Origin of the sequence: Rhabdonatronobacter sediminivivens, from assembly GCF_013415485.1 — a bacterium.
Taxonomy (GTDB): Bacteria; Pseudomonadota; Alphaproteobacteria; order Rhodobacterales; family Rhodobacteraceae; genus Rhabdonatronobacter; species Rhabdonatronobacter sediminivivens.
Map to the genome: position 1 here is coordinate 1 of NZ_JACBXS010000034.1, position 21454 is coordinate 21454.

Here is a 21454-nt window from a genome sequence, read left to right on the forward strand (position 1 = left end):
GAAGCCCCCCTCGATCCGGGCGCGCGCCCAGCCCTGCGCCAGAAGGGCTGCCCGGCCCAACGGGAGGGGGCGGATTTCAATCCGTCCCCGACGGGCGGGAGCCCCCCTCCCCAGCTTGCGCGCGACGTCGCCCCATGTGTCCGCACAGGTCACACCCAAGCCAATACGCTTCTGGTCAATGTCGAAAAGCGCCCCGAGCCGCGCCCACCCACCCACCCTGCGCGCCTCGGGGCGCTGCCCTGTGCGAGATCGCACAGGGCATTGGGCTGCAGCGTTGTCGCATGACTCCAGGCGGCTGCACCCCACAAATGGTGTTCAGCGCTCGGCGCCCTCGGCTTCGGTGATCTCGCGCAGGAAGGCGGCGCCGAAGCGGTCCAGCTTGGCCTGCCCCATGCCGGGCACGCGTGACAGGGCCTCCAGAGTCGCGGGGCGGCGTTCGGCGATATGGGCAAGCGTCGTCTGGGTGCAGCACATGTATTTCCCTGCCCCGTCCGGGCCACGTTCCAGCCCTCGCTGGGCCTCGACCAGACGGTCGAACAGCCCCGCCCGTGCCCCGCCGGCCAGTTTGCGCCGGGCCGGGTGCATGGCAGGGGTCGGCGCGCCGGCGATGACCTCCAGAAACAGCGCGCCGTAGCGTTCCAGCTTGGCCGCCCCCACGCCCGAGATCTGCGCCATCTCATCCATCGTTTCAGGGCGGCGCTGGGCCATTTCGATCAGCGTCCGGTCGGCAAAGATCACATAGGCGGGCACGCGGGCCTCCTCGGCCAGGGCGCGGCGCTTGGCCTTCAGCGCCGAAAGCAGCGGCGCGTCCTCGTCATCCACCAGCGCGGCCACCGCGGGGCGCGCGCGCTCGGCCTTTACCGTGTCCTCGCGCAGATGCACCTCGGATTCTCCGCGCAGGACGGGGCGGGCGGCGTCGGTCATGCGCAAGGCACCGTGGCGCGCGGGGTCCGGGCGCAGCAAATCGCGCCCCATCATCTGGCGAAACACCGCTTGCCAGCGCGCCTTGGACAGGTCCTTGCCCACCGCGAATGTCGGCAGCCGGTCATGGCCGCGTTCGCGCACCTTTGGCGTGGCGGTGCCGGTCAGGATGTCGATCAGATGCCCCGCGCCAAAACTCTCGCCCGTGCGCAGCACCGCCGAAAGCGCCTTGCGCACGGGCGTGGTGGCATTGAACAGCCGCGCGGGCAGCGTGCAGAGGTCACAATTGCCGCAGGGCGGGCTGTCCTCGCCGAAATAGCCCAGCAGGATCTGGCGGCGGCAGCTTGTGGCTTCGGCCAGGCCCAGAAGGGCGTTCAGCCGGGCGTGGTCGGCCTCCTTGCGCTCGGTCGGGGCCAGGCCCTCATCCACCTGGGCGCGGCGCAGGCGAATGTCATCGGGGCCGTAAAGGGTCAGCGCCTCGGCCGGGGCGCCGTCACGGCCGGCACGCCCGATCTCCTGATAGTAGCTTTCGATGGATTTCGGCAGATCCGCCTGCAGCACCCAGCGGATATCCGGCTTGTCCACCCCCATGCCAAAGGCCACCGTGGCCACCACGATCAACCCGTCCTCGCGCTGGAACAGTTCCTCGACCATGCGGCGTTCGGCGGCATCCATCCCGCCGTGATAGGCGCGGGCATTGTGCCCGGCCTCTTCCAGCGCGCGGGCCAGCGATTCGGTGCGCGCGCGGGTGGCGCAATAGACGATCCCCGATTGCCCGCGCCGTGCGGCGGCGAACTCCATCACCTGCTGGCGGGGGCGGTCCTTCAGCGCAAAGGAGATGCGGATATTGGGCCGGTCGAAGCCGCGCAGAAAGGTCTCGGGCGGGGCGCTGTCGAACAGGCGGTCCACGATCTCGGCCCGGGTTTCGGCATCGGCCGTGGCGGTAAAGGCCGCCAGCGGGACGCCCAGCGCGCGGCGCAAGTCACCGATCCGCAGGTAATCGGGGCGGAAATCATGGCCCCACTGGCTGACGCAATGGGCCTCATCCACCGCGATCAGGGAACACCGCGCCCGGCGCAGCAAGCCGATGGTGCCGGTGGTGCCCAGACGCTCGGGCGCCATGTAGAGAAGCTTCAGCGCGCCCGCGTCGATGGCGCGAAACACGTCCTCGGTCTCTTCCTCGGTATTGCCCGAGGTCAGCGCGCCCGCGGCCACCCCGGCCTCACGCAGGGCGCGCACCTGGTCACGCATCAGCGCGATCAGCGGCGAGATCACCAGCGTCAGCCCCGGCAGGCACAGCGCCGGGATCTGATAGCAGAGCGACTTGCCGCCCCCCGTGGGCATGATCGCCAGCGTGTTGCGCCCGGCCATGACGGCGCCGATCACCTCGGCCTGGCCGGGGCGGAAGCTGTCGAAGCCAAAGACCCGCGCCAGCAGCGCCTGCGGGTCCTCATGCGGGGGGGCGGTATCCATCACAGGGTCAGATGAACATCGCGGCGTTGTTGATCAGGATGATGCGCAGCGCATAGACGATCAGCAGCGCCACCAGCGGCGCCAGATCGATCCCGCCCAGATCCGGCATGAACTGGCGGATGCGCGAATAGGCAGGCTCCAGCAACCGGTTCAACCCGTCCCAGATCGATGCCACGATCGGCTGGCGCAGGTTCAGCACCTGAAAATTGATCAGCCAGCTAAGGATGATGTGAATGATGATGATCATCTGCGCGACGCTCAGCAGCATCAGCAGGATTTGCAGTATCGACGCCATCGCGCTCTCCATTCGGCCACATCTCTGGAGTTAAAGCGCCCACCGCCGAAGGGCAACCGTTTCAGCATCACGGCTGCGCCGCCACGGCCTGCGGTTCAGGGTGTGCCGCTTTCGGCTTCGGACATCCGGCTCTGGATCTCGCGGATTTCAGCGGGCCAGCGCGACTTGATATAGTCAAGGATCGCGGTGATCTCGGCCTCGGTGAGGATATCGCCGAAGGCGGGCATGCCCGAATCCCACGCAACCCCCAGATCATCCAGCACCGCCTGCCCGCCGCGCATCACGTAATCGGTCAGAAACCGGTCGCCATGGTGCCAGGTATGGCCGGTTTCATCATGTGGCGGGGCGGGCAGACGCCCATCCGGCCCTGGCAGCCGCCAGTCCGGCGCGCCCTCCAGGTCTGCGCCATGGCAGGCGGCACAATACATCTGATACATCGCGCGGCCATCGGGCGCGTCCGCCACGGCGGGCATTGCGCACAGCACTGCCGCGCCCAGCGCGCTCAGGGATCCTGCAGGTTTCATGTCGGCGTTCATAGGAAAGGTCACGCCAACGGGCAAGAGTGGCCGCCTTCGCCGCTTGACAACCCGCGCATTCCTGCGTAGCGAGGGCGGGATTTTCCGGAAGTGCAAGGCTTCCGGTCCCGGCCTTGTGCCAGGATCGCCACCCGTCAGCGAGCATTCGCCCACGGGTGCTCTCATGCTTTGCATGGTGCTCTAGTGAGCTCCGGGGCTGGCGCAAACAAGGGGTGTCCCATGTTCGAGAACCTGTCCGAACGGCTGTCCGGGGTCTTTGACCGGCTGACCCGGCAGGGTGCGCTGACCGAAGATGACGTCCGCACCGCCCTGCGCGAGGTCCGCGTGGCGCTGCTGGAGGCTGATGTCTCGCTCCCCGTGGCGCGCGATTTCATCAAGCGCGTGCAGGCCAAGGCCACGGGGTCGGCGGTGATGAAATCCATCACGCCGGGGCAACAGGTGGTCAAGATCGTCCATGATGAGCTGATCGCCACGCTCACGGGCGAAGGCGACCCCGGCAAGCTGAAGATCGACAACCCGCCCGCGCCGATCCTGATGGTCGGCCTGCAGGGCTCGGGCAAGACCACCACCACCGCCAAGCTGGCCCGCCGTCTGAAGGACCGCGAGGGCAAGCGCGTGCTGATGGCCTCGCTCGATACCAACCGCCCCGCCGCGATGGAGCAGCTGGCCATCCTGGGCACCCAGATCGGCGTGGACACGCTGCCGATCGTGGCCGGCCAGACGGCGGTGCAGATCGCCAAACGCGCGAAGCAACAGGCCACGCTGGGCGGCTATGACGTGTTCCTGCTGGACACCGCCGGGCGGTTGCATATCGACGATGTGCTGATGGACGAGGTTCAGGCCGTGCGCGACGTGGCCGCCCCGCGCGAGACGCTGCTGGTGGTCGATGGCCTGACCGGGCAGGACGCGGTGAATGTGGCCGCCGAGTTCGACGGCAAGCTGGGCGTGAGCGGCGTGATCCTGACGCGGATGGATGGCGACGGGCGGGGCGGCGCGGCGCTGTCCATGCGCGCCGTCACCGGCAAGCCCATCCGCTTTGTTGGTCTGGGCGAAAAGACCGACGCGCTGGAGGTCTTCGACCCGCAGCGGATCGCCGGGCGCATCCTTGGCATGGGCGATATCGTCGCGCTGGTGGAGAAGGCCCAGGAAACGCTGGAAGTCGAACAGGCCGAGCGCATGATGAAGCGCTTCCAGAAAGGCCAGTTCAACATGAACGACCTGAAGGGCCAGCTTGAACAGATGATGAAGATGGGCGGCATGCAGTCGGTGATGGGCATGATGCCCGGCATGGGCAAGATGTCCAAACAGGCCGAAGCCGCGGGCTTCGACGACAAGATGCTGCGCCGCCAGGTCGCGCTGATCGATTCGATGACCAGGAAGGAACGCGCCAACCCCGCCCTGCTGCAGGCCAGCCGCAAGAAGCGCATCGCCAAGGGCGCGGGGCTGGAGGTATCCGAACTCAACCGCCTGCTCAAACAGCATCGCCAGATGGCGGACATGATGAAGAAGCTGGGCAAGAAGGGGATGCTGAAACAGGCCATGGGCAGCATGTTCGGCAAAGGCCAGGATGCCATGCCGGACCCGTCGCAGATGGACCCCGCCGCGATGCAGGCCGCCGCGCGCCAGTTGGGCGGCATGGGCGGCCCGGGCGGGATGAACATGCCCGGCGGGCTTTCAGGGATGTTCAGGAAGAAATGAGCGCGACAGCCCTGCCCATACCGGTTCTGGAAACCGGGCGCCTGATCCTGCGCGGCCCCGAGGAACGCGATTTCGAGGCTTTCGCCAGCTTTGGCGCCTCGGAGCGCGCCCGCTGGGTTGGCGGCCCCTACCCGCGTTTTCGCAGCTGGGGCGCGTTTCTGGGCGCCTTCGGGCACTGGGCCTTGCGCGGCTTCGGCATGTGGATGCTGGAATGCCGCATCACCGGCACCACCGCAGGGCGCATCGGCATGATCGCGCATGACGGCTGGGCGGAACCGGAACTGGGCTGGCATATCTATGAGGGGTTCGAGGGGCGCGGCCTGGCGTTCGAGGGCGCGCAGGCGGCCCGCGATTTCGCGGGGCGGCATCAGGGACTGGACCGGGTGATCTCCTACATCGACCCCGCCAACACCCGCTCGGCGCGGCTTGCCGAACGGTTGGGCGCCCGGCCCGAAAGCGACGGCACCCTTCTTGGCCAGCCCGTCACCATCTGGCGCCACCCTTCGGTGAAAGCGACATGATGACCCCCATGGCTCTCCACCCACCGCTCTCCCCCGCTCGCGCGGACGCATCACACCGCCTGGCTTCATCTTGCCGAGAATACTCTCGGGGGGTGAATTGCCCGGAGCGGGCAAGAGGGGGGCAGCCATCCATCCCCGAAGCCCAGGCAGGTGCCCGATGAGCGATGACACGGCGCGCGCCGCAGAACTGCTGGCCAATCACCGCGACAGTATCGACCGGCTGGATGCGATCCTCGTCTACACCCTGGGCGAACGCTTCAAGCATACCCAAGCCGTGGGCCGTCTGAAGGCCGAACACAAGCTTCCCCCGTCCGACCCCGCGCGCGAGGAGCGCCAGATCGAACGGCTGGAATGGTTGGCGAAGGAAGCCGACCTTGACCCGGAATTCGCCAAGAAATTCCTCAACTTCATCATCTCGGAGGTGATCCGTCACCACGAGCGGATGCGCAAATGACCACGCCTTTCGGCCGCGCCGCAGCGCCCGGCCAGCCTGCCATGCAAAGGAGATGACACTATGGCTACCAAGATCAGACTCGCCCGCGGCGGTTCCAAGAAGCGCCCGTATTATTCGATCGTTGCCGCCGACAGCCGCATGCCGCGCGACGGCCGCTTCCTGGAAAAGCTGGGCAGCTACAACCCGCTGCTGCCAAAGGACAGCGAGGACCGCATCCGCATGGACGCGGAGCGCGTGAAGCACTGGCTGGACCTGGGCGCCCAGCCCACCGAGCGGGTGGCGCGCTTCCTTGAAGCCGCAGGCCTGCGTGAGAAGGCGGTGCGCAACAACCCCAACAAGGCCGAGCCCGGCAAGAAGGCCAAGGAGCGCGCCGCCGAGCGTGCCGCCAAGGCCGAGGCCGCCAGCGCCGAGTGACCACCGGGGAAAGGGGGGCTGTCTGCCCCCCTCTTGCCCGTTCCGGGCAATTCACCCCCCGAGAGTATTTTGGGCAAGAAAATGGGCATGCGGGGCGCCATGGCGGGATTGGCATGAGCACGGACCGGATCTGTGTCGGCGCGATTGCCGGCGCCTTTGGCGTGCGAGGCGAGGTGCGGCTGAAAAGCTTCTGCACCGAGCCTGGCGCCATTGCCGATTACGCCCCGCTCTGGACCGAGGATGGCGCCCGCAGCTTCGGGGTCACCTTGACCCGAACGGTTCCGAACGGGCTGGCCGCCCGGTTGAGCGGCATCACCACCCGCGAGGCGGCCGAGGCCCTGCGCGGCACCCGGCTTTATGCCGACCGTGAGAAACTGCCGCCGCCCGGTGAAGATGAGTTCTATCATGCGGATCTGCTGGGCCTGGACGTTCTGGACACGGGCGGCACGCCGCTGGGCCGTGTGGCGGCCATCCAGAACCACGGCGCGGGGGATATTCTGGAGGTCCGCGGCGCGGCGGGCGGGGCGTTGCTGCTGCCCTTTACCCGCGCCTGCGTGCCCACCGTGGACCTGACAGCGGGCCGGGTCATCGTCGATCCGCCCGAGGAGGCGGCGCCATGACGATTCAGACCCGGTTGCGCCTGACCAATGTGCTGGGCAGTCTGATTCTGGTGGCGCCCTTTGCGGCCGGGCTGGGCGGGTTCGACCCGGTGATGTGGATCGTCTTCTGGGCGATCTTTGCGCTGTGGTTCCTGGGCGTTCAGGCGCCCCTGGGCGAGCACCCCATGCCGCTTGCCGCCGCGCTGACCGCGCAAGGAGCGGTGGTGGCGCTGCTGATGGGGCTGGGCCATGCTGCGGGGCTCTGGGCGGATGCGGTGTTGCCGGCCTGGCTGTTGATCGGGGGGGCGGTCGGGGCCTTGCTCCTGGGGCGGTGGATCCGCGTACCGCCCGAGGAGATCGAAGCCCTGGTGCGCCAGGCGGCCAATGCAGCCGATGCGCATGACACGCAGCCGGAGGCGGCGGAAGCGCCTGAACCGGTGCCTGAACCCGACCCCGAGCCCGAACCTGAACCGGACTATGACCCGGATGCTGCGCAGGACGCGCTTGCCGCAATGGCGCGCGCTCTGGACGCTCTGGACCCGGTGGCGCCCGATGCAGGCGCGCTGGCGGAGGCCTTGCGCCCGGCCCTGACCGATGCCGGACCGCGTGCGGTTGCCGCAGCGCTGTTCGAACGGGCCGCAGGGGACGCCCCCCTGCGCGAGCGGCGCGCGCTGGTGGCGCTCATGGCCGAGCCGCAGGTGGTCAGCTTCATGACGGGCGAGAAGCTTCCTGCGCGGGTCTTTGACGCCATCGCCGCCGAGGATTGCGAGATCGGCCTGGCAGGCTGGGCGGTTGAGGCCGGGGCTCTGCTGGACCAGTCGCCTGCGACGGTTGCGGATTTCCCCACGCCCGCGCGGATCGATCAGGTGGCCGACCGCTACGCGGTCGAGGACACCGCGCTCTGCGCCCGGCTGCAGGCGATTGCCACGCAGCTGCGCGAAAGCGACGGGGCGGCGGGATGAGCGCATCGGGAAAGCTGCGCGCGCGTGGGCGGCTGCAGCCCAGCGTCTCGATGACGCCGCGGGCGCTGATGGAGGGGCCGCCGCGGCTGGCCGGGGTCTGGACAGCGCGGATCATCACGCTGTTTCCACAGGCCTTTCCCGGCACGCTGGGGCTGTCGCTGACCGGCAAGGCACTGGATCAGGGGCTTTGGGCGCTGGACCCCATTGACCTGCGCGGCTTTGGCGAAGGCAAGCATCGCAATGTCGATGACACGCCCGCCGGGGGTGGCGCCGGCATGGTGCTGCGCGCCGATGTCATGGGCCGCGCCCTGGCCATGGCCGCGCAGGGGCCTGCCGCGGACCGTGCGCGCTGGCCGGTGATCTATCTGTCCCCGCGCGGGCGCCCGTTCACCCAGGCCCGGGCGCAAGCGCTGGCGCAGGGGGCGGGTGTCACGTTGATCTGCGGGCGGTTTGAGGGGTTGGACCAGCGGGTGATCGATCACCATGGGGTCGAGGAGGTCTCGATCGGCGATTTTGTCCTGAGCGGGGGCGAGATCGCCGCGCAGGCCTTGATCGATGCGACGGTCCGCCTTATACCGCGCGTGCTGGGGAATCAGGCCTCGACCGAAGAGGAGTCCTTTTCGGACGGTTTGCTGGAGCACCCGCACTACACCCGCCCCGCCAACTGGCAAGGCCACGACATTCCGGAGGTTCTCCTGTCCGGGGATCATGGCAAGGTTGCCGCCTGGCGCAAGGCAATGGCCGAAAGGCTGACCAAGGAACGCCGCCCTGACCTCTGGCGGGCTTATTGTGCGCAACACGATAGGGACCCGGATGGAGACCAAGAGCTCTGAGGGCGCTCACAGGACGCGGGGGAGCACCCGCGCCAAATGGAAAGGATACCGCGATGAACCTGATCGCGCAGATAGAAGCCGAGCAGATCGCCGAGCTTGGCAAGGACATTCCCGATTTCAAGGCGGGCGACACCATTCGCGTGGGCTACAAGGTGACCGAGGGCACCCGCACCCGCGTGCAGAACTTCGAAGGCGTCTGCATCGCCCGCAAGGGTGGCAGCGGCATCGCGGCCTCTTTCACCGTGCGCAAGATTTCCTTCGGTGAAGGCGTGGAACGTGTGTTCCCGCTGCATTCGACCAATATCGACAGCATCACCGTGGTCCGTCGCGGCAAGGTGCGGCGTGCGAAGCTGTATTACCTGCGCGCCCGGCGCGGCAAATCCGCCCGCATCGCCGAAAAGACCAACTACCGCCCGCTGGCGGCCAAGGCATAAGGAGCCCGGGACGATGAAAACCGATACGCATCCCGAATACCATCTGATCAACGTCAAGCTGACCGATGGCACCGTGTTCCAGATGAAATCCACCTGGGGCAAGGAAGGCGACACCCTGTCGCTGGAGATCGACCCCACCGTGCACCCCGCCTGGACCGGCGGCGGCGCCCGACTGATGGACAGCGGCGGCCGGGTGTCGAAGTTCAAGAACAAATACGCCGGGCTTGGGTTCTGATCCAGCGCCTGACGGCAGGAATATCCGGGGCGCGCCACGCTGGCGCGCCCTCTTTTTTCGGTGGCGGGTGAAGGCGCGCCCCTTGAGGGCAGTGCAAGGCAGGGGATGGACGGCGTGGCCCATATCATCGTGATCGGCAATGAGAAGGGCGGCTCGGGGAAATCCACGACCTCGATGCATGTGGCGGTGGCGCTGGCGCGGATGGGGCACCGGGTGGGCGCGGTCGATCTGGACCTGCGCCAGCGCAGCTTTGGCCGCTATGTGGAAAACCGCCGCGCCCATGTGAAGCGCCACGGGCTGGACCTGCCCATCCCTGATTACCGCCCCCTGCCTGATCTGGCCCCCGAAGATATCCCCGAAGGCGCCAACCCGCTGGACGTGCAGTTTTCCACCGTCCTGTCGGCGCTGGAACCGGAGTGCGATTTCATCCTGATCGATTGCCCGGGTGCGCATACCCGGCTGAGCCAGTTGGCCCATTCGCTGGCCGATACGCTGATCACGCCGATGAATGACAGTTTCGTGGATTTCGACCTGCTGGCGCGCACCGACCCGGAAACCGGCAAGGTGCTGGGGCCATCGATCTATTCCGAAATGGTCTGGGCGGCGCGGCAGGCCCGGGGGCGTGAGGGGTTGAAGCCAATCGACTGGCTGGTGCTGCGCAACCGGCTGGGCACCCAGGCCATGCACAACAAGCGCAAGGTGGGGGCCGCGCTGACCGAATTGTCCCGCCGGATCGGCTTTCGCGTGGCGCCGGGGTTTTCCGAGCGGGTGATCTTCCGCGAGCTGTTCCCCCGCGGGCTGACACTGCTGGACCTGCGCGACATGGGCGAACAAAGCTTCAGCCTGTCGAACATCGCCGCGCGGCAGGAGTTGCGCGACCTGATCGCCACGCTGGACCTGCCCGGGGTGAAGGTGGATTTCTGAGCCCTGCCCGACTGCGGTCGGGCAAGCGCTGAGCGGCGCCTGCAGGCCTCAGATCACTCGTTCGACCACATAGCCGGCCAAATCGTCCAGCATCTCGCGCAGGGGATCATCGGGCAGGCTGTGCAGCGCCTCGCGCGCGGTTGCGACCCAATCCAGGGCGCTTTGGCGGGCGCTTTCCAGTGCGCCCGTGCGGCGCAGGATCTCCATCGCGTGTTCCAGATCACCCGGGCGCTGGTCGCGCTTTGCGATCACGCGGGTCCAGAAGGCGCGCTCCGCGTCATCGGCCCGGGCAAGGGCGCGAATCAGGGGCAGGGTCGGCTTGCCCTCGCGGAAGTCATCGCCCAGGTTCTTGCCGATCCCGTCGCCCGCGCCGCCGTAATCCAGAAAGTCATCGACGATCTGGAAGGCCATGCCCAGCGCATCGCCATAGCGATGCAGCGCCGCAACGCGGTCTTCGGGGGCACCGGCGATCACCGCGCCCGATTGCGTGGCGGCGGAAAACAGCGCCGCGGTCTTGCCGCGAATCACCCGCTCATAGGTCGCCTCATCGGTGGAGAGATTGCGCAGGGTGGTCAGCTGCAGCACCTCACCCTCGGCGATGGTGGCGGCGGCGTTGGACAGGATGTCCAGCACCTGCAGTGATTCGCATTCGACCATCAGCTGGAATGCCCGCGCGAACAGGTAATCGCCGACCAGCACCGACGAGGTATTGTCCCACAGCAGATTCGCCGTGGGCCGCCCGCGCCGTTGTTCGCTGTCATCCACCACATCATCATGCAGCAGGGTGGCGGTGTGGATGAATTCCACCGTGGTGGCCAGGCGCAGGTGATGCGCGCCTTCGTATCCGCACAGCTTGGCGGCGGCGATGGTCAGCATGGGGCGCAGGCGTTTGCCCCCGGCCTCGATCAGATGGGCGGTGACTTCGGGGATGCGCGGCGCGTGGTCCGAGGCCATGCGTTCACGGATCAGCGCGTCAACCCCCGCCAGTTCGGGCGCCAACGCCCGAGCCAGTCGGTCATGCGGCTTCAGGGTCACGTGATCCAGACTCATGACGATTGCTTCAACCTCGACAACGGCGGCGGCAACCGGCTAGGCTCCGTCGCATGAAAGAACTGCTGCGCACCACCAATCCCACAATTATTCCCTACGCGAAAGCATTGCTTGAGGGGGAGGATATAGAAGCCTTCGAGCTGGACGTCCACATGAGCGCGCTGGAAGGCAGCATCGGAATCCTGCCACGTCGCCTGATGGTGCGCGAAAAGGACCATTTCCGCGCCAGCGCGCTGATGCGCGATTTCGGCATTCCGTTTGAAAGCTGATGAGCCTGCGGGAAAATGGCACAGCCGGGGGCGACGCGTCGGACGCGGCGCTGACGCGGGATGCGTTTCTGGATGGCCGGGTGATGATTCGTCAGCCCCGCCAGGGGTATCGCGCCGCCACCGACCCGGTGTTCCTGGCCGCAGCCGTTCCGGCCCGCGCGGGGCAATCGGTCCTGGAACTGGGCTGCGGGGTGGGGGTGGCCAGCCTGTGCCTGGCGGCCCGGGTGCCGGGGCTGGCGCTGACGGGGGTAGAGCTGCAGCCTGACTATGCGGCGCTGGCCCGGCGCAACGCAGGGGAGAACGGTGCCGCGTTCGAGGTGATCGAGGCCGACCTGACCGCCCTGCCCGCCGATCTGCGCGCGCGCAGCTTTGACCATGTGATCGCCAACCCGCCCTATTACGCACCCCATGACCCGCCCGCCGCGAACCCGGGGCGCGACCGCGCCCTGCGCGAGGCAACGCCGCTGGCGCTGTGGCTGGATGTAGCGCTGCGGCGCTGCCGCGATGGCGGGCATGTCAGCGTGATCCATCTGGCCGAGCGGCTGCCGGAGCTGTTGGCGGGGTTTGCGGGGCGGGCCTCGGTCACGGTGCTGCCGTTGGCGGCGCGGGCGGGGCGGGCGCCGCGGCGGGTGATCCTGCGCGCGCGCAAGGGCGGGCGCAGCCCGTTTCGGCTGCTGGCGCCGCTGGTGGTGCATGAGGGGGCAAGCCACCCCGGCGATGGCGAGCACTTCACGCCCGAGGTGCGGGCTGTCATGCGCGCAGCCGCCGCGCTGCCTTTTGAGGGGGGCTGAGCGCCCCCGGACCGTGGCGCATCTGGCGGCGGAAGCGCCCGCTCGGCGCACCTCCCGCCCACCCACCCCGGTGCGCCTCGCGGGCGCTGCCCCCCTGCGGGTGGCGGGCCTTTATGGGGTGACGAACGCGCCGCTGGCGTAGCCCTGAAGGTAGAGGAGAGCGGTCAGATCGCCGTGGTTGATGCGCAGCGCGCAGCGCGCCGCGACGGCGGGTTTGGCGTGGAAGGCAACCCCGGCCCCGGCGGCCTCCAGCATGGCCAGGTCATTGGCGCCATCGCCCACGGCCATCACCTGCGCCGCCGTGATCCCGCGCGCGGCACTGATCCGCCGCAGCGCCTCCAGCTTGGCAGCGCGGCCCAGGATCGGCTCGGCAACCTCGCCGCTGAGGGCACCATCGGCGGTCAGCAGCGTGTTGGCGTGGTGTTCGTCAAAGCCCAGCGCCCCGGCCACATGGCCGGTAAAGGCCGTGAACCCGCCCGAGACCAGCACCGCATGCGCCCCGTTGGCGCGCATGGTGGCCAGCAGCGTGGCCGCGCCGGGGGTGAAGGTGATCCGCTCGGCGATCACGCGGTCGATGATCCCGGCCTCCAGCCCGCGCAGCAGGGCGACGCGTTCGCGCAGGGCGCCTTCGAATTCCAGTTCGCCATTCATGGCGCGTTCGGTGATCTCGGCCACATGGGCGCCGACCCCGGCCATGTCGGCCAGTTCATCGATACATTCCTGCACGATCATGGTGCTGTCCATATCGGCGATCAGCATCGCCTTTTGCCGCCCCGCCGCCGGTTGCACCGCTAGGTCGATCCCGCGGGCCTGCAATTCGGCCCAGACCTCCCATTGATTGCCGGGCGGCTGTTCCAGCGGGAATTCTGCCGCCAGATCCGGGGCGATCCATTGCGCTGCCCCACCGCCCCAGGCGTTACGCAAAGCCTCGACGGTGGCGCCATCCAGGGTTGGAGCGGAAGGGTTGGTGATCAGGGTGGCGATCTGCATGGGGCCTCCGGCGCGTGTCGCGGGTTGATGCTGCAATGCCGCATTAGGACAATTTCCCCCCTTGTGCCAGAGCGCGCCGGGGCGTATGGCGGCAAGTGGGACACCCCTCCCCAACGAGGGGCGCATATCTGGAAGGATAGCACCATGACGACTGACCAACCGGCAACGCGGCCGGGCAATCCGCGTTTTTCATCCGGCCCCTGCGCCAAACCCCCCGTATTCTCCTTGGACAAGCTGTCGGACGCGCCGCTGGGCCGGTCGCACCGCGCCGCCGTGGGCAAGGCGAAGCTGAAGGCCGCCATCGACCACACGCGCGAGATTCTGGGCGTGCCCGAAGGGTATCGCATCGGGATCGTCCCGGCCTCGGACACGGGCGCGGTGGAAATGGCCATGTGGTCGCTGCTGGGCGCGCGCCCCGTGACCATGGTCGCCTGGGAGAGCTTTGGCGCGGGCTGGGTGACCGATGCCGTCAAGCAGTTGAAACTGGATGCCGATGTCCGCACCGCCCCCTATGGGCAGATCGTGGATATGGGCGCCATCGACTATGACAGTGATGTGGTCTTTACCTGGAACGGCACCACCAGCGGGGTGCGCCTGCCTCATGGCGACATGATCCCCGCCGACCGGCAGGGCTTGACCATCTGCGATGCCACCAGCGCGGCTTTTGCCATGGACCTGCCCTGGGACAAGCTGGATGTGGTGACCTTCTCCTGGCAGAAGGTCATGGGCGGCGAGGCAGCGCATGGCATGCTGATCCTGTCCCCCCGCGCGGTGGAGCGGCTGGAAAGCCACACACCGCCCTGGCCGCTGCCGAAGATCTTTCGCCTGACCAAGGGCGGCAAGCTGATCGAGGGCATCTTCAAGGGCGAGACCATCAACACGCCCTCGATGCTGGCGGTGGAGGATTACCTGCTGGCGCTGGACTGGGCGCGCAGCATCGGCGGGCTGCCGGCGCTGATCGCGCGCTGTGACGCCAATGCCGCCGTGATCGCGCGGTTTTGCGCCGCCAATGACTGGATCGCCAATCTGGCCGAGGATCCGGCCACCGCATCGACCACCAGCGTCTGCCTGAAATTCACCGACCCGGGCATCAGTGACGGCGCCGCCTTTGCCAAGGCCGTGGCCAAGCGGCTGGAGGCCGAGGGCGTGGCCTTTGACATCGGCGCCTACCGTGACGCCCCGCCGGGGCTGCGCATCTGGTGCGGCGCCACGGTGGAAACATCGGATCTGGAGGCGCTGATGCCCTGGATCGCCCATGCCTATCACGCGGAACGCGCCGCCCTGGCCTGAGCCCGGGCCGCCCCTGTCATTCCCCCATTCAAGGAGCCAGAACCCATGGCACCCAAGGTTCTTGTGTCCGACAAGCTGTCGGAAACCGCCGTGCAGATCTTTCGTGACCGCGGCATCGACGTCACCTTCGACCCGTCCATCGGCAAGGACAAGGAGAAGCTGGCGCAGATCATCGGCGACTATGACGGCCTTGCCATCCGCTCGGCCACCAAGGTCACGGCGAAGCTGCTGGACAACGCGCCGCGCCTGAAGGTGGTGGGCCGCGCCGGGATCGGCGTGGACAATGTGGACATTCCGGCTGCGTCGAAGAAAGGCGTGATCGTGATGAACACGCCCTTCGGCAACTCGGTCACCACCGCCGAACATGCCATTGCGCTGATGATGGCCGTCGCGCGCCAGATCCCCGAGGCCAACGCCTCCACCCATGCCGGCAAATGGGAGAAATCGCGCTTCATGGGCTCCGAGGTGACCGCCAAGACCTTGGGCGTGATCGGCGCGGGCAATATCGGCGCCATCGTCTGCGACCGCGCGCTGGGGCTGCGGATGAAGGTCATCGCCTATGACCCGTTCCTGAGCGAGGAGCGCGCCACCAAGCTGGGCGTGACCAAGGTGGAACTGGACGAGCTGCTGGCCCGCGCCGATTTCATCACCCTGCATGTGCCGCTGACCGACAAGACCCGCAACATCCTGTCGGCCGAGGCGATCGCCAAGACCAGGCCCGGCGTGCGCATCATCAACTGCGCCCGCGGCGGGCTGGTGGATGAAACCGCCCTGGCCGCGGCGCTGAAATCCGGCCATGTCGCCGGCGCCGGCTTCGATGTGTTCGAGGTCGAACCCGCCACCGACAGCCCGCTCTTTGGCCTGCCCAATGTGGTGGTCACCCCGCATCTGGGCGCCTCCACCACCGAGGCGCAGGAAAACGTCGCCCTGCAGGTGGCCGAGCAGATGTCGGATTACCTGCTGACCGGGGCGGTGCAGAACGCGCTCAACATGCCCTCGGTCACCGCCGAGGAAGCCGCCGTCATGGCGCCCTGGGTGAAGCTGGCCGCGCATCTGGGCTCCTTCGCCGGGCAACTGACCGAAGACCCGATCCGCGCGGTGAACATCCTCTATGACGGCGCGGTGGCCGAGATGAACCTGGACGCGCTGAACTGCGCGGTGATCGCAGGCATCATGAAGGCGTCGAACCCGGATGTGAACATGGTCTCGGCCCCGGTGGTGGCGCGCGAACGCGGGGTGAAGATTTCCACCACCACGCAAGGGAAATCAGGGGTGTTCGACGCCTATATCAAGCTGACCGTGGTGACCGAAGACCGCGAACGCTCCATCGCCGGGACGGTGTTTTCCGATGGCAAGCCGCGCTTCATCCAGATCAAGGGCATCACCATCGATGCCGAGGTCGGCCAGCACATGCTCTATACCACGAATGAGGATGTGCCCGGGATCATCGGCACCCTGGGCCAGACCATGGGCGAAAACGGCGTGAACATCGCCAATTTCACCCTGGGCCGGTCCTCTCGCGGGGCCGAGGCCATCGCGCTGCTCTATCTGGACGCGCAACCGCCCGCCGATGTGCTGGCCAAGCTGAAGGCAACGGGTCTGTTCCGCCAGGTCCGTCCGCTGGAATTCGACATGGCCTGATCAGGCAACACCCTGCCCGGTTTCCGGGCAGGGCTTGCCCTGCCGTGCCGTGCCGGGCAGGGTGCGGCGGACGGCACCCAACCTCGGAGTCCTGCCATGCGCACCTATGCGATCGGCGATATTCACGGGCAGTATGACCTGCTGCGCGCCGCCCATGACCGGATCGATGCCGACCGCACCCGCTGTGGCGACAGCGCCGCCCCGGTGGTGCATCTGGGCGATCTGGTGGACCGCGGCCCGGATTGCGCCAGCGTCATCGGCTATCTGCGCCGGGGGATCGGCGCGGGCGAACCCTGGGTGGTGCTGAAGGGCAACCATGACCGCATGTTCAGCCTGTTCCTGCACGACCCTGGCGCCCGGGATCCCGGCCTGCGCTCCAGCTTCAGCTACCTGCACCCCGCCATCGGCGGCGGGGCAACCCTGCAAAGCTACGGCGTCCGCAATGCCGCCGACCGCCCCCTGGCGCCGGTCCATGCCGAGGCGCTGGACCTCATCCCGCCCGAGGATCGCGCCTTCATGGCGGCGCTGCCCAGCCAGCACCGGCGCCAGGATGTGCTCTTCGTCCATGCAGGCATCCGCCCCGGCATCCCGTTGGACGACCAGATCGAGGATGACCTGGTCTGGATCCGCGGCCCCTTTCTGGACGATCCGCGCGATCATGGCCCGCTGGTGATCCACGGCCACACCGCCATCCACCAACCCGAACACCACGGCAACCGGGTGAATATCGACACCCGCGCCGCCTATGGCGGCCCGCTCACCGCCATCGTCATCGAAGACCGCGCGGTCTTCGTGCTGGGCGACCATGGTCGCATCCCGCTCCTGCCCGGCGACGGGATCGACACCAGCGCCTGACCTGACGCGCAGCGCCACCATCCCTTCGGCCCGATGCGCCGCGCGCATCGGGCGCGCCCGCGCGGGGCGCAAGGGTGGGTGGGCGGGCGCACCGCGCGGGCGCACCGACGCCAGCCACCGGCGCTCCACCGTGGTATCAGGACTCCCCCAGCACCACGCCGAACCGTGCATCCCCCGTCACGCTGACCCCCGGTTGCGGCGCAGGCTCGGGCGCGCGGGGCGGCGCATCGGCCCCGCAGGCCGCCAGCATCAGCACCAGTGCCGCCAACCCCGCCCGCGGCGCCAGAACCAGCATCGCCATCCCTCCCACGGTTGCCCCTGAATACGCGCTCATCCCAGCACCTCGGCCCAGCGCACGATCTGCGCGCGCACGTTTTCAGGCGCGGTGCCCCCATAGCTGGTGCGGCTGGCCACCGAATTATGCACCCCCAGCACATCGAACACCGCGCCGGTGATATCCTGATGCACCGATTGCATCGCTTCCAGCGTCAACTCGGGCAGATCGCAGCCCGCATCCTCGGCCATCTTCACCAGCGCGCCGGTGACGTGATGCGCCTCGCGGAAGGGCAGGCCCAGTTCGCGCACCAGCCAATCCGCCAGATCGGTGGCGGTGGAAAACCCGCTTGATGCCGCCGCCTCCAGGGCATCGCGGTTGGCACTCATGTCGCGCACCATGCCCTCCATCACCTCCAGCGACAGGTTCAGCGTGTCAGCGGCGTCGAACACCTGCTCCTTGTCCTCCTGCATGTCCTTGGAATAGGTCAGCGCCAGCCCCTTCATCACCGTCATCAGCGCGATATTGGCGCCCAGAATCCGCCCGATCTTGGCGCGCAGCAGTTCCGCCGCATCCGGGTTGCGCTTTTGCGGCATGATGCTGGAGCCGGTCGAAAACCCGTCCGACAACCGCACAAATCGAAACTGCGCCGAGGACCAGATCACCAGCTCTTCGGCAAAGCGCGACAGGTGCAGCGCGCAGATGCTGGCCGCCGACAGGTATTCCAGCGCGAAATCCCGGTCCGAGACACTGTCCAGGCTGTTCGCCGTGGGCCGGTCAAACCCCAGCGCCGCCGCCGTGCGCGCGCGGTCGATGGGAAACGAGGTTCCCGCCAGCGCCGCCGCCCCCAGCGGGCATTCGTTCATCCGCGCGCGGGCATCCATGAACCGGCCCCGGTCCCGCGCCAGCATCTCTACATAAGCCAGCATGTGATGGCCCCAGGTCACGGGCTGGGCGGTCTGCAGATGGGTGAAGCCGGGCATGACCCAATCCGCCCCGGCCTCGGCCTGCACCAGAAAGGCGCGCATCAGCCGGGTCAGCCCCTCGATCGCGGTATCGCATTGATCGCGCACCCAAAGCCGGAAATCCACCGCCACCTGGTCATTGCGCGAGCGCGCCGTATGCAGCCGCCCCGCCGCCGGGCCGATGATCTGCGTCAGCCGCGATTCGACATTCATGTGGATGTCTTCCAGCGCGGCGGAAAAGGCGAAATCCCCGGCCTCGATCTCGGCCAGAACCTGCTGCAGGCCGGTATCGATGGCCTGCGCGTCGGCCTCGGTGATGATCCCCTGCGCCGCCAGCATCGCGGCATGGGCGCGTGACCCGGCGATATCCTGCGGCGCCAGGCGCTTGTCATAGCTGATCGAGGCGTTGATCGCCTCCATGATCGCCTCGGGGCCACGCCCGAAGCGTCCGCCCCACATCGCATTCGCGCCGCCACCGCTCATCTGACCTGCCCCTTGCATCCCGTCTGCTTGCGCCGTCTATACGCCCGCCGAAAGATCGGTGCAATTCGCTCTATTTCGCGGGCGGCGGGCCGCTGCCGCTTAACTGGCGTTTAACCCCGGGCTGCGCACCCTTGACGCGCAAGAGTGGAGAGTGCGCATGCAACAGATCGACCCCGCCCCCGCCGTCGACGACAGCTGGCAAAGCCCGCTGAGCGCCGCCGAAGCCACCGCCCGGCGTGAAACGGTGGAGATGGTCCGCGCCGCACTGGACGACCGCCGCGCCCTGCTGGCCTTTCAGCCGGTGGTCCAGTCGCGGATGCCGAAACGCGCCGCTTTCTACGAAGGGTTGATTCGCCTGCTGGATGCGCAGAACCGGGTGATCCCCGCCGCGGATTTCATGGCCGCCATCGAAACCAATGAACTGGGCCGACGGGTGGATTGCATGGCGCTCGAGATGGGGCTGTCCTGGCTTGCGCGCGAACCGGGAGTGCGGCTGTCGATCAACATGTCCGCGCGCTCCATCGGCTATCCGGCCTGGCTGTCGACGCTGGAACGCGGCCTGCGCGCCGACCCCAGCATCGGCGAACGGCTGATCCTGGAAATCACCGAATCCTCGGCCATGGTGATGCCGGACCTGGTGACCGTCTTCATGCAGGACATGCAGGAACGCGGCATCTGTTTCGCGCTGGATGATTTCGGCGCGGGTTATACCGCATTTCGGTATCTGAAGGAGTTCTATTTCGACATCGTCAAGATTGACGGCCAGTTCATCCGCGACATTCACGCCAACCCGGACAACCAGATCCTGGCCCAGGCGCTTGTCTCCATCGCCCGGCATTTTGACATGTTCACCGTGGCCGAAAGCGTGGAGACCGCCGCAGACGCACGGTATCTGGTCGATATCGGGGTGGATTGCCTGCAAGGCTATTACTTCGGCGCCCCCTCGGCCGCGCCCCCCTGGCACGCACCGCTGGAGAGCAAGCGCACCGGCTAGGCCAAGACCGAACCCAGGCTTACCGCGCGCGCGATGGGCGCCGCGCCCCGGTGTGCGGCTGGCACCGCTCAGGCGGCGGCGGACCGGTCCAGTTCGGCAAGCGCCGCATCCAGCAGCGCCGTGTCCGCGCCCGGCCTGGTGGCCCCTTCGGAGAGGACGCGCCGCCACGCCCGCGCCCCGGGCCGCCCGGCGAACAGCCCCAGCATGTGCCGGGTCACCGAATGCAACCGCCCGCCCGCGGCCAGGTGCCGGTCGATATAGGGTTTCATCGCCTCGACTGCCTCAAAGGGGCCCAGCCCGCCCGGGCGCCCGAAGATCCGCGCATCCGCCCCGCACAGGATCTCGGCCGGCTGGTGATAGGCCGCCCGCCCGATCATCACGCCATCAACCCCCTGGGCCAGCAGCGCCTCGGCCGCGTCCAGGCTGGCGATCCCGCCATTGATCGACACGGACAGATCCGGAAAGGCGCGCTTCATCTCCAGCACCAGCGGATAGTCCAGCGGCGGGATTTCCCGGTTGTCCTTGGGCGAAAGCCCCTGCAGCCAGGCCTTGCGGGCATGGATGATCACCCGGCGCACCCCGGCGGCCCGGATCGCCTCCAGAAAGCGCGGCAGGGCCTCGGCCGGGTCCTGATCATCCACCCCGATGCGGCATTTCACCGTGACTTCGGCCGGGCTGGCCGCGATCATGGCGGCCACGCAATCCGCCACCAGTGCCGGGTCCTGCATCAACACCGCGCCGAAACACCCCGATTTCACCCGGTCCGACGGGCAGCCGCAGTTGAGATTGACCTCTCCATAGCCTTCGTCCCAACCCATGGCCGTCGCCTGCGCCAGCTCCTTCGGGTCCGAACCGCCAAGCTGCAGGGCCACCGGCTGCTCGGCCGCATCAAAGCCAAGAAGATGCCGCGCGCCGCCCCGTACCAGCGCGGGCGCAGTCACCATTTCCGTGTAAAGCAAGGTGTGACGCGATAGCAGCCGATGGAAATACCGGCAGTGCCTATCTGTCCAGTCCATCATCGGCGCTATGGACAATCCAGCGTGGTGGTTCATTTGCATTTCACGTTTATCTTCAAAGCATTGACGGCGGTCGCGGTTGCGCTGGACAACGCCCCATTGTCCCCGAATTTACCCTTCCACGGCACCATATTGCGCCCACGAACATGGCCTGCATCGACCCCGCGCTCCCCTCCGGGGGCTACCTTGCGTCCGGATCAGACGAAAGGGTGGACCATGCGGGCAAAACGTTTCGCTGTCCAGCCGATGCCCACAGTAGCGCCCTGCCCAGGCGGAAACGCGGGGAGACCGAGGGCTGGCGCCGAACAAGACGTCCGCCTCTCACCCCGGCACCCGTCGCGCGACCATACTGGCCTTCACATAGTCGATATGTGCGACGTAGACAAACCGCCGCGCCTCTTGCCACCTTGAAGCGCAATCTGGGCGAGGAGCGGATCGGGCACTGCAAGAGATCCCCGCCTGAACGTCGACGAGACGCCTGTGGTCCGGTGCTTCTCACGTAACGCGCCTGCGGCATCATCAAGGCTGTGCCCCATG

At 67.7% G+C, this 21454-nt stretch carries 24 protein-coding genes; 16 read left to right on the forward strand and 8 right to left on the reverse strand.

Annotated features, from left to right (window positions below; translation table 11 throughout):
- Window positions 1–315 precede the first annotated feature (315 nt).
- The 3 genes from recQ to HUK65_RS14195 form a co-directional block, all read right to left on the reverse strand.
- Entirely contained in the window at window positions 316–2394 is a 2079-nt protein-coding gene (gene recQ / locus HUK65_RS14185; RefSeq protein ID WP_179906934.1) for a DNA helicase RecQ, read from the reverse strand.
- 7 nt (window positions 2395–2401) lie between these two features.
- On the reverse strand, window positions 2402–2689 hold the full coding sequence (locus HUK65_RS14190; RefSeq protein ID WP_179906935.1) for a YggT family protein: 288 nt from the start codon (window positions 2687–2689) through the stop codon (window positions 2402–2404).
- Between the two features lie 95 nt (window positions 2690–2784).
- Window positions 2785–3213: a c-type cytochrome gene (locus HUK65_RS14195; RefSeq protein WP_179906936.1), complete on the reverse strand. Its 429-nt coding sequence runs from the start codon at window positions 3211–3213 to the stop codon at window positions 2785–2787.
- Window positions 3214–3444: 231 nt separating this feature from the next.
- Between HUK65_RS14195 and ffh the strand changes: the two genes are divergently transcribed.
- The 10 genes from ffh (at window position 3445) to HUK65_RS14245 (ending at window position 10299) form a co-directional block, all read left to right on the forward strand.
- Window positions 3445–4923, forward strand: coding sequence for a signal recognition particle protein (gene ffh / locus HUK65_RS14200; RefSeq protein WP_179906937.1), 1479 nt, complete (start codon window positions 3445–3447; stop codon window positions 4921–4923).
- Window positions 4920–5444: a GNAT family N-acetyltransferase gene (locus tag HUK65_RS14205; protein WP_179906938.1), complete on the forward strand. Its 525-nt coding sequence runs from the start codon at window positions 4920–4922 to the stop codon at window positions 5442–5444. The genes ffh and HUK65_RS14205 overlap by 4 nt, the downstream gene beginning before the upstream one ends.
- 157 nt (window positions 5445–5601) lie before the next feature.
- Window positions 5602–5898: a chorismate mutase gene (locus HUK65_RS14210; protein WP_179906939.1), complete on the forward strand. Its 297-nt coding sequence runs from the start codon at window positions 5602–5604 to the stop codon at window positions 5896–5898.
- Window positions 5899–5958: 60 nt separating this feature from the next.
- Window positions 5959–6312 carry a 30S ribosomal protein S16 gene (gene rpsP, locus HUK65_RS14215; protein ID WP_179906940.1) on the forward strand — a complete coding sequence of 118 codons (354 nt, stop codon included), beginning with the start codon at window positions 5959–5961 and terminating at the stop codon, window positions 6310–6312.
- 113 nt (window positions 6313–6425) lie between these two features.
- Window positions 6426–6932 (forward strand): ribosome maturation factor RimM, encoded by a 507-nt coding sequence (rimM, locus tag HUK65_RS14220; protein ID WP_179906941.1) that lies wholly within the window; start codon window positions 6426–6428, stop codon window positions 6930–6932.
- Window positions 6929–7873, forward strand: a complete 945-nt coding sequence (locus HUK65_RS14225; RefSeq protein WP_179906942.1) for a hypothetical protein — start codon at window positions 6929–6931, stop codon at window positions 7871–7873. The genes rimM and HUK65_RS14225 overlap by 4 nt, the downstream gene beginning before the upstream one ends.
- Complete coding sequence (gene trmD, locus HUK65_RS14230; RefSeq protein WP_179906943.1) at window positions 7870–8706, forward strand: tRNA (guanosine(37)-N1)-methyltransferase TrmD; 837 nt, start codon at window positions 7870–7872, stop codon at window positions 8704–8706. Before HUK65_RS14225 ends, trmD begins: the two co-directional genes overlap by 4 nt.
- A gap of 53 nt (window positions 8707–8759) precedes the next feature.
- Window positions 8760–9140: a 50S ribosomal protein L19 gene (rplS, locus tag HUK65_RS14235; protein ID WP_179906944.1), complete on the forward strand. Its 381-nt coding sequence runs from the start codon at window positions 8760–8762 to the stop codon at window positions 9138–9140.
- A gap of 13 nt (window positions 9141–9153) precedes the next feature.
- On the forward strand, window positions 9154–9375 hold the full coding sequence (gene rpmE, locus HUK65_RS14240; protein ID WP_179906945.1) for a 50S ribosomal protein L31: 222 nt from the start codon (window positions 9154–9156) through the stop codon (window positions 9373–9375).
- 114 nt (window positions 9376–9489) lie between these two features.
- The gene (locus tag HUK65_RS14245; RefSeq protein WP_179906946.1) at window positions 9490–10299 is read left to right on the forward strand and encodes a division plane positioning ATPase MipZ; all 810 of its coding nucleotides are present in this window, start codon (window positions 9490–9492) and stop codon (window positions 10297–10299) included.
- Between the two features lie 48 nt (window positions 10300–10347).
- On the opposite strand, the gene HUK65_RS14250 is transcribed toward HUK65_RS14245, so the two are convergent.
- Entirely contained in the window at window positions 10348–11349 is a 1002-nt protein-coding gene (locus HUK65_RS14250; RefSeq protein WP_179906947.1) for a polyprenyl synthetase family protein, read from the reverse strand.
- A gap of 53 nt (window positions 11350–11402) precedes the next feature.
- Here HUK65_RS14250 and HUK65_RS14255 point away from each other — a divergent pair, with 53 nt between their 5' ends.
- Both HUK65_RS14255 and HUK65_RS14260 read left to right on the forward strand, forming a co-directional pair.
- Window positions 11403–11618 (forward strand): putative signal transducing protein, encoded by a 216-nt coding sequence (locus tag HUK65_RS14255; protein ID WP_179906948.1) that lies wholly within the window; start codon window positions 11403–11405, stop codon window positions 11616–11618.
- Complete coding sequence (locus HUK65_RS14260; RefSeq protein ID WP_179906949.1) at window positions 11618–12409, forward strand: tRNA1(Val) (adenine(37)-N6)-methyltransferase; 792 nt, start codon at window positions 11618–11620, stop codon at window positions 12407–12409. Before HUK65_RS14255 ends, HUK65_RS14260 begins: the two co-directional genes overlap by 1 nt.
- Window positions 12410–12520: 111 nt before the next feature.
- Here the strand turns inward: HUK65_RS14260 and serB are convergent, their stop codons facing one another.
- Window positions 12521–13399, reverse strand: a complete 879-nt coding sequence (gene serB / locus HUK65_RS14265; protein WP_179906950.1) for a phosphoserine phosphatase SerB — start codon at window positions 13397–13399, stop codon at window positions 12521–12523.
- Between the two features lie 144 nt (window positions 13400–13543).
- Here serB and HUK65_RS14270 point away from each other — a divergent pair, with 144 nt between their 5' ends.
- From HUK65_RS14270 to HUK65_RS14280, 3 genes are all read left to right on the forward strand, one after another.
- Window positions 13544–14689, forward strand: coding sequence for a phosphoserine transaminase (locus HUK65_RS14270; protein WP_179906951.1), 1146 nt, complete (start codon window positions 13544–13546; stop codon window positions 14687–14689).
- 45 nt (window positions 14690–14734) lie between these two features.
- A complete protein-coding gene (serA, locus tag HUK65_RS14275; RefSeq protein ID WP_179906952.1) occupies window positions 14735–16330 on the forward strand; it encodes a phosphoglycerate dehydrogenase in 1596 nt (531 codons plus the stop codon).
- 96 nt (window positions 16331–16426) lie between these two features.
- Window positions 16427–17185 carry a metallophosphoesterase gene (locus tag HUK65_RS14280; RefSeq protein WP_179906953.1) on the forward strand — a complete coding sequence of 253 codons (759 nt, stop codon included), beginning with the start codon at window positions 16427–16429 and terminating at the stop codon, window positions 17183–17185.
- Between the two features lie 136 nt (window positions 17186–17321).
- On the opposite strand, the gene HUK65_RS14285 is transcribed toward HUK65_RS14280, so the two are convergent.
- Both HUK65_RS14285 and argH read right to left on the reverse strand, forming a co-directional pair.
- On the reverse strand, window positions 17322–17519 hold the full coding sequence (locus tag HUK65_RS14285) for a hypothetical protein (RefSeq protein WP_179906933.1): 198 nt from the start codon (window positions 17517–17519) through the stop codon (window positions 17322–17324).
- On the reverse strand, window positions 17516–18907 hold the full coding sequence (gene argH / locus HUK65_RS14290; RefSeq protein ID WP_179906954.1) for an argininosuccinate lyase: 1392 nt from the start codon (window positions 18905–18907) through the stop codon (window positions 17516–17518). Before argH ends, HUK65_RS14285 begins: the two co-directional genes overlap by 4 nt.
- 157 nt (window positions 18908–19064) lie before the next feature.
- Between argH and HUK65_RS14295 the strand changes: the two genes are divergently transcribed.
- Complete coding sequence (locus HUK65_RS14295; protein ID WP_179906955.1) at window positions 19065–19901, forward strand: EAL domain-containing protein; 837 nt, start codon at window positions 19065–19067, stop codon at window positions 19899–19901.
- 68 nt (window positions 19902–19969) lie between these two features.
- On the opposite strand, the gene dusA is transcribed toward HUK65_RS14295, so the two are convergent.
- Window positions 19970–20959 carry a tRNA dihydrouridine(20/20a) synthase DusA gene (gene dusA / locus HUK65_RS14300; RefSeq protein WP_179906956.1) on the reverse strand — a complete coding sequence of 330 codons (990 nt, stop codon included), beginning with the start codon at window positions 20957–20959 and terminating at the stop codon, window positions 19970–19972.
- Between the last annotated feature and the right edge of the window lie 495 nt (window positions 20960–21454).

What these genes read in the sequence shown, in the direction of transcription:
- recQ (WP_179906934.1), bottom strand. Translation starts at nt 2,394, where the DNA reads ATGGATACCGCCCCCCCGCATGAGGACCCGCAGGCGCTGCTGGCGCGG.
- HUK65_RS14190 (WP_179906935.1), bottom strand. Translation starts at nt 2,689, where the DNA reads ATGGCGTCGATACTGCAAATCCTGCTGATGCTGCTGAGCGTCGCGCAG.
- HUK65_RS14195 (WP_179906936.1), bottom strand. Translation starts at nt 3,213, where the DNA reads ATGAAACCTGCAGGATCCCTGAGCGCGCTGGGCGCGGCAGTGCTGTGC.
- ffh (WP_179906937.1), top strand. Translation starts at nt 3,445, where the DNA reads ATGTTCGAGAACCTGTCCGAACGGCTGTCCGGGGTCTTTGACCGGCTG.
- HUK65_RS14205 (WP_179906938.1), top strand. Translation starts at nt 4,920, where the DNA reads ATGAGCGCGACAGCCCTGCCCATACCGGTTCTGGAAACCGGGCGCCTG.
- HUK65_RS14210 (WP_179906939.1), top strand. Translation starts at nt 5,602, where the DNA reads ATGAGCGATGACACGGCGCGCGCCGCAGAACTGCTGGCCAATCACCGC.
- rpsP (WP_179906940.1), top strand. Translation starts at nt 5,959, where the DNA reads ATGGCTACCAAGATCAGACTCGCCCGCGGCGGTTCCAAGAAGCGCCCG.
- rimM (WP_179906941.1), top strand. Translation starts at nt 6,426, where the DNA reads ATGAGCACGGACCGGATCTGTGTCGGCGCGATTGCCGGCGCCTTTGGC.
- HUK65_RS14225 (WP_179906942.1), top strand. Translation starts at nt 6,929, where the DNA reads ATGACGATTCAGACCCGGTTGCGCCTGACCAATGTGCTGGGCAGTCTG.
- trmD (WP_179906943.1), top strand. Translation starts at nt 7,870, where the DNA reads ATGAGCGCATCGGGAAAGCTGCGCGCGCGTGGGCGGCTGCAGCCCAGC.
- rplS (WP_179906944.1), top strand. Translation starts at nt 8,760, where the DNA reads ATGAACCTGATCGCGCAGATAGAAGCCGAGCAGATCGCCGAGCTTGGC.
- rpmE (WP_179906945.1), top strand. Translation starts at nt 9,154, where the DNA reads ATGAAAACCGATACGCATCCCGAATACCATCTGATCAACGTCAAGCTG.
- HUK65_RS14250 (WP_179906947.1), bottom strand. Translation starts at nt 11,349, where the DNA reads ATGAGTCTGGATCACGTGACCCTGAAGCCGCATGACCGACTGGCTCGG.
- HUK65_RS14255 (WP_179906948.1), top strand. Translation starts at nt 11,403, where the DNA reads ATGAAAGAACTGCTGCGCACCACCAATCCCACAATTATTCCCTACGCG.
- HUK65_RS14260 (WP_179906949.1), top strand. Translation starts at nt 11,618, where the DNA reads ATGAGCCTGCGGGAAAATGGCACAGCCGGGGGCGACGCGTCGGACGCG.
- serB (WP_179906950.1), bottom strand. Translation starts at nt 13,399, where the DNA reads ATGCAGATCGCCACCCTGATCACCAACCCTTCCGCTCCAACCCTGGAT.
- HUK65_RS14270 (WP_179906951.1), top strand. Translation starts at nt 13,544, where the DNA reads ATGACGACTGACCAACCGGCAACGCGGCCGGGCAATCCGCGTTTTTCA.
- serA (WP_179906952.1), top strand. Translation starts at nt 14,735, where the DNA reads ATGGCACCCAAGGTTCTTGTGTCCGACAAGCTGTCGGAAACCGCCGTG.
- HUK65_RS14280 (WP_179906953.1), top strand. Translation starts at nt 16,427, where the DNA reads ATGCGCACCTATGCGATCGGCGATATTCACGGGCAGTATGACCTGCTG.
- HUK65_RS14285 (WP_179906933.1), bottom strand. Translation starts at nt 17,519, where the DNA reads ATGAGCGCGTATTCAGGGGCAACCGTGGGAGGGATGGCGATGCTGGTT.
- argH (WP_179906954.1), bottom strand. Translation starts at nt 18,907, where the DNA reads ATGAGCGGTGGCGGCGCGAATGCGATGTGGGGCGGACGCTTCGGGCGT.
- HUK65_RS14295 (WP_179906955.1), top strand. Translation starts at nt 19,065, where the DNA reads ATGCAACAGATCGACCCCGCCCCCGCCGTCGACGACAGCTGGCAAAGC.
- dusA (WP_179906956.1), bottom strand. Translation starts at nt 20,959, where the DNA reads ATGCAAATGAACCACCACGCTGGATTGTCCATAGCGCCGATGATGGAC.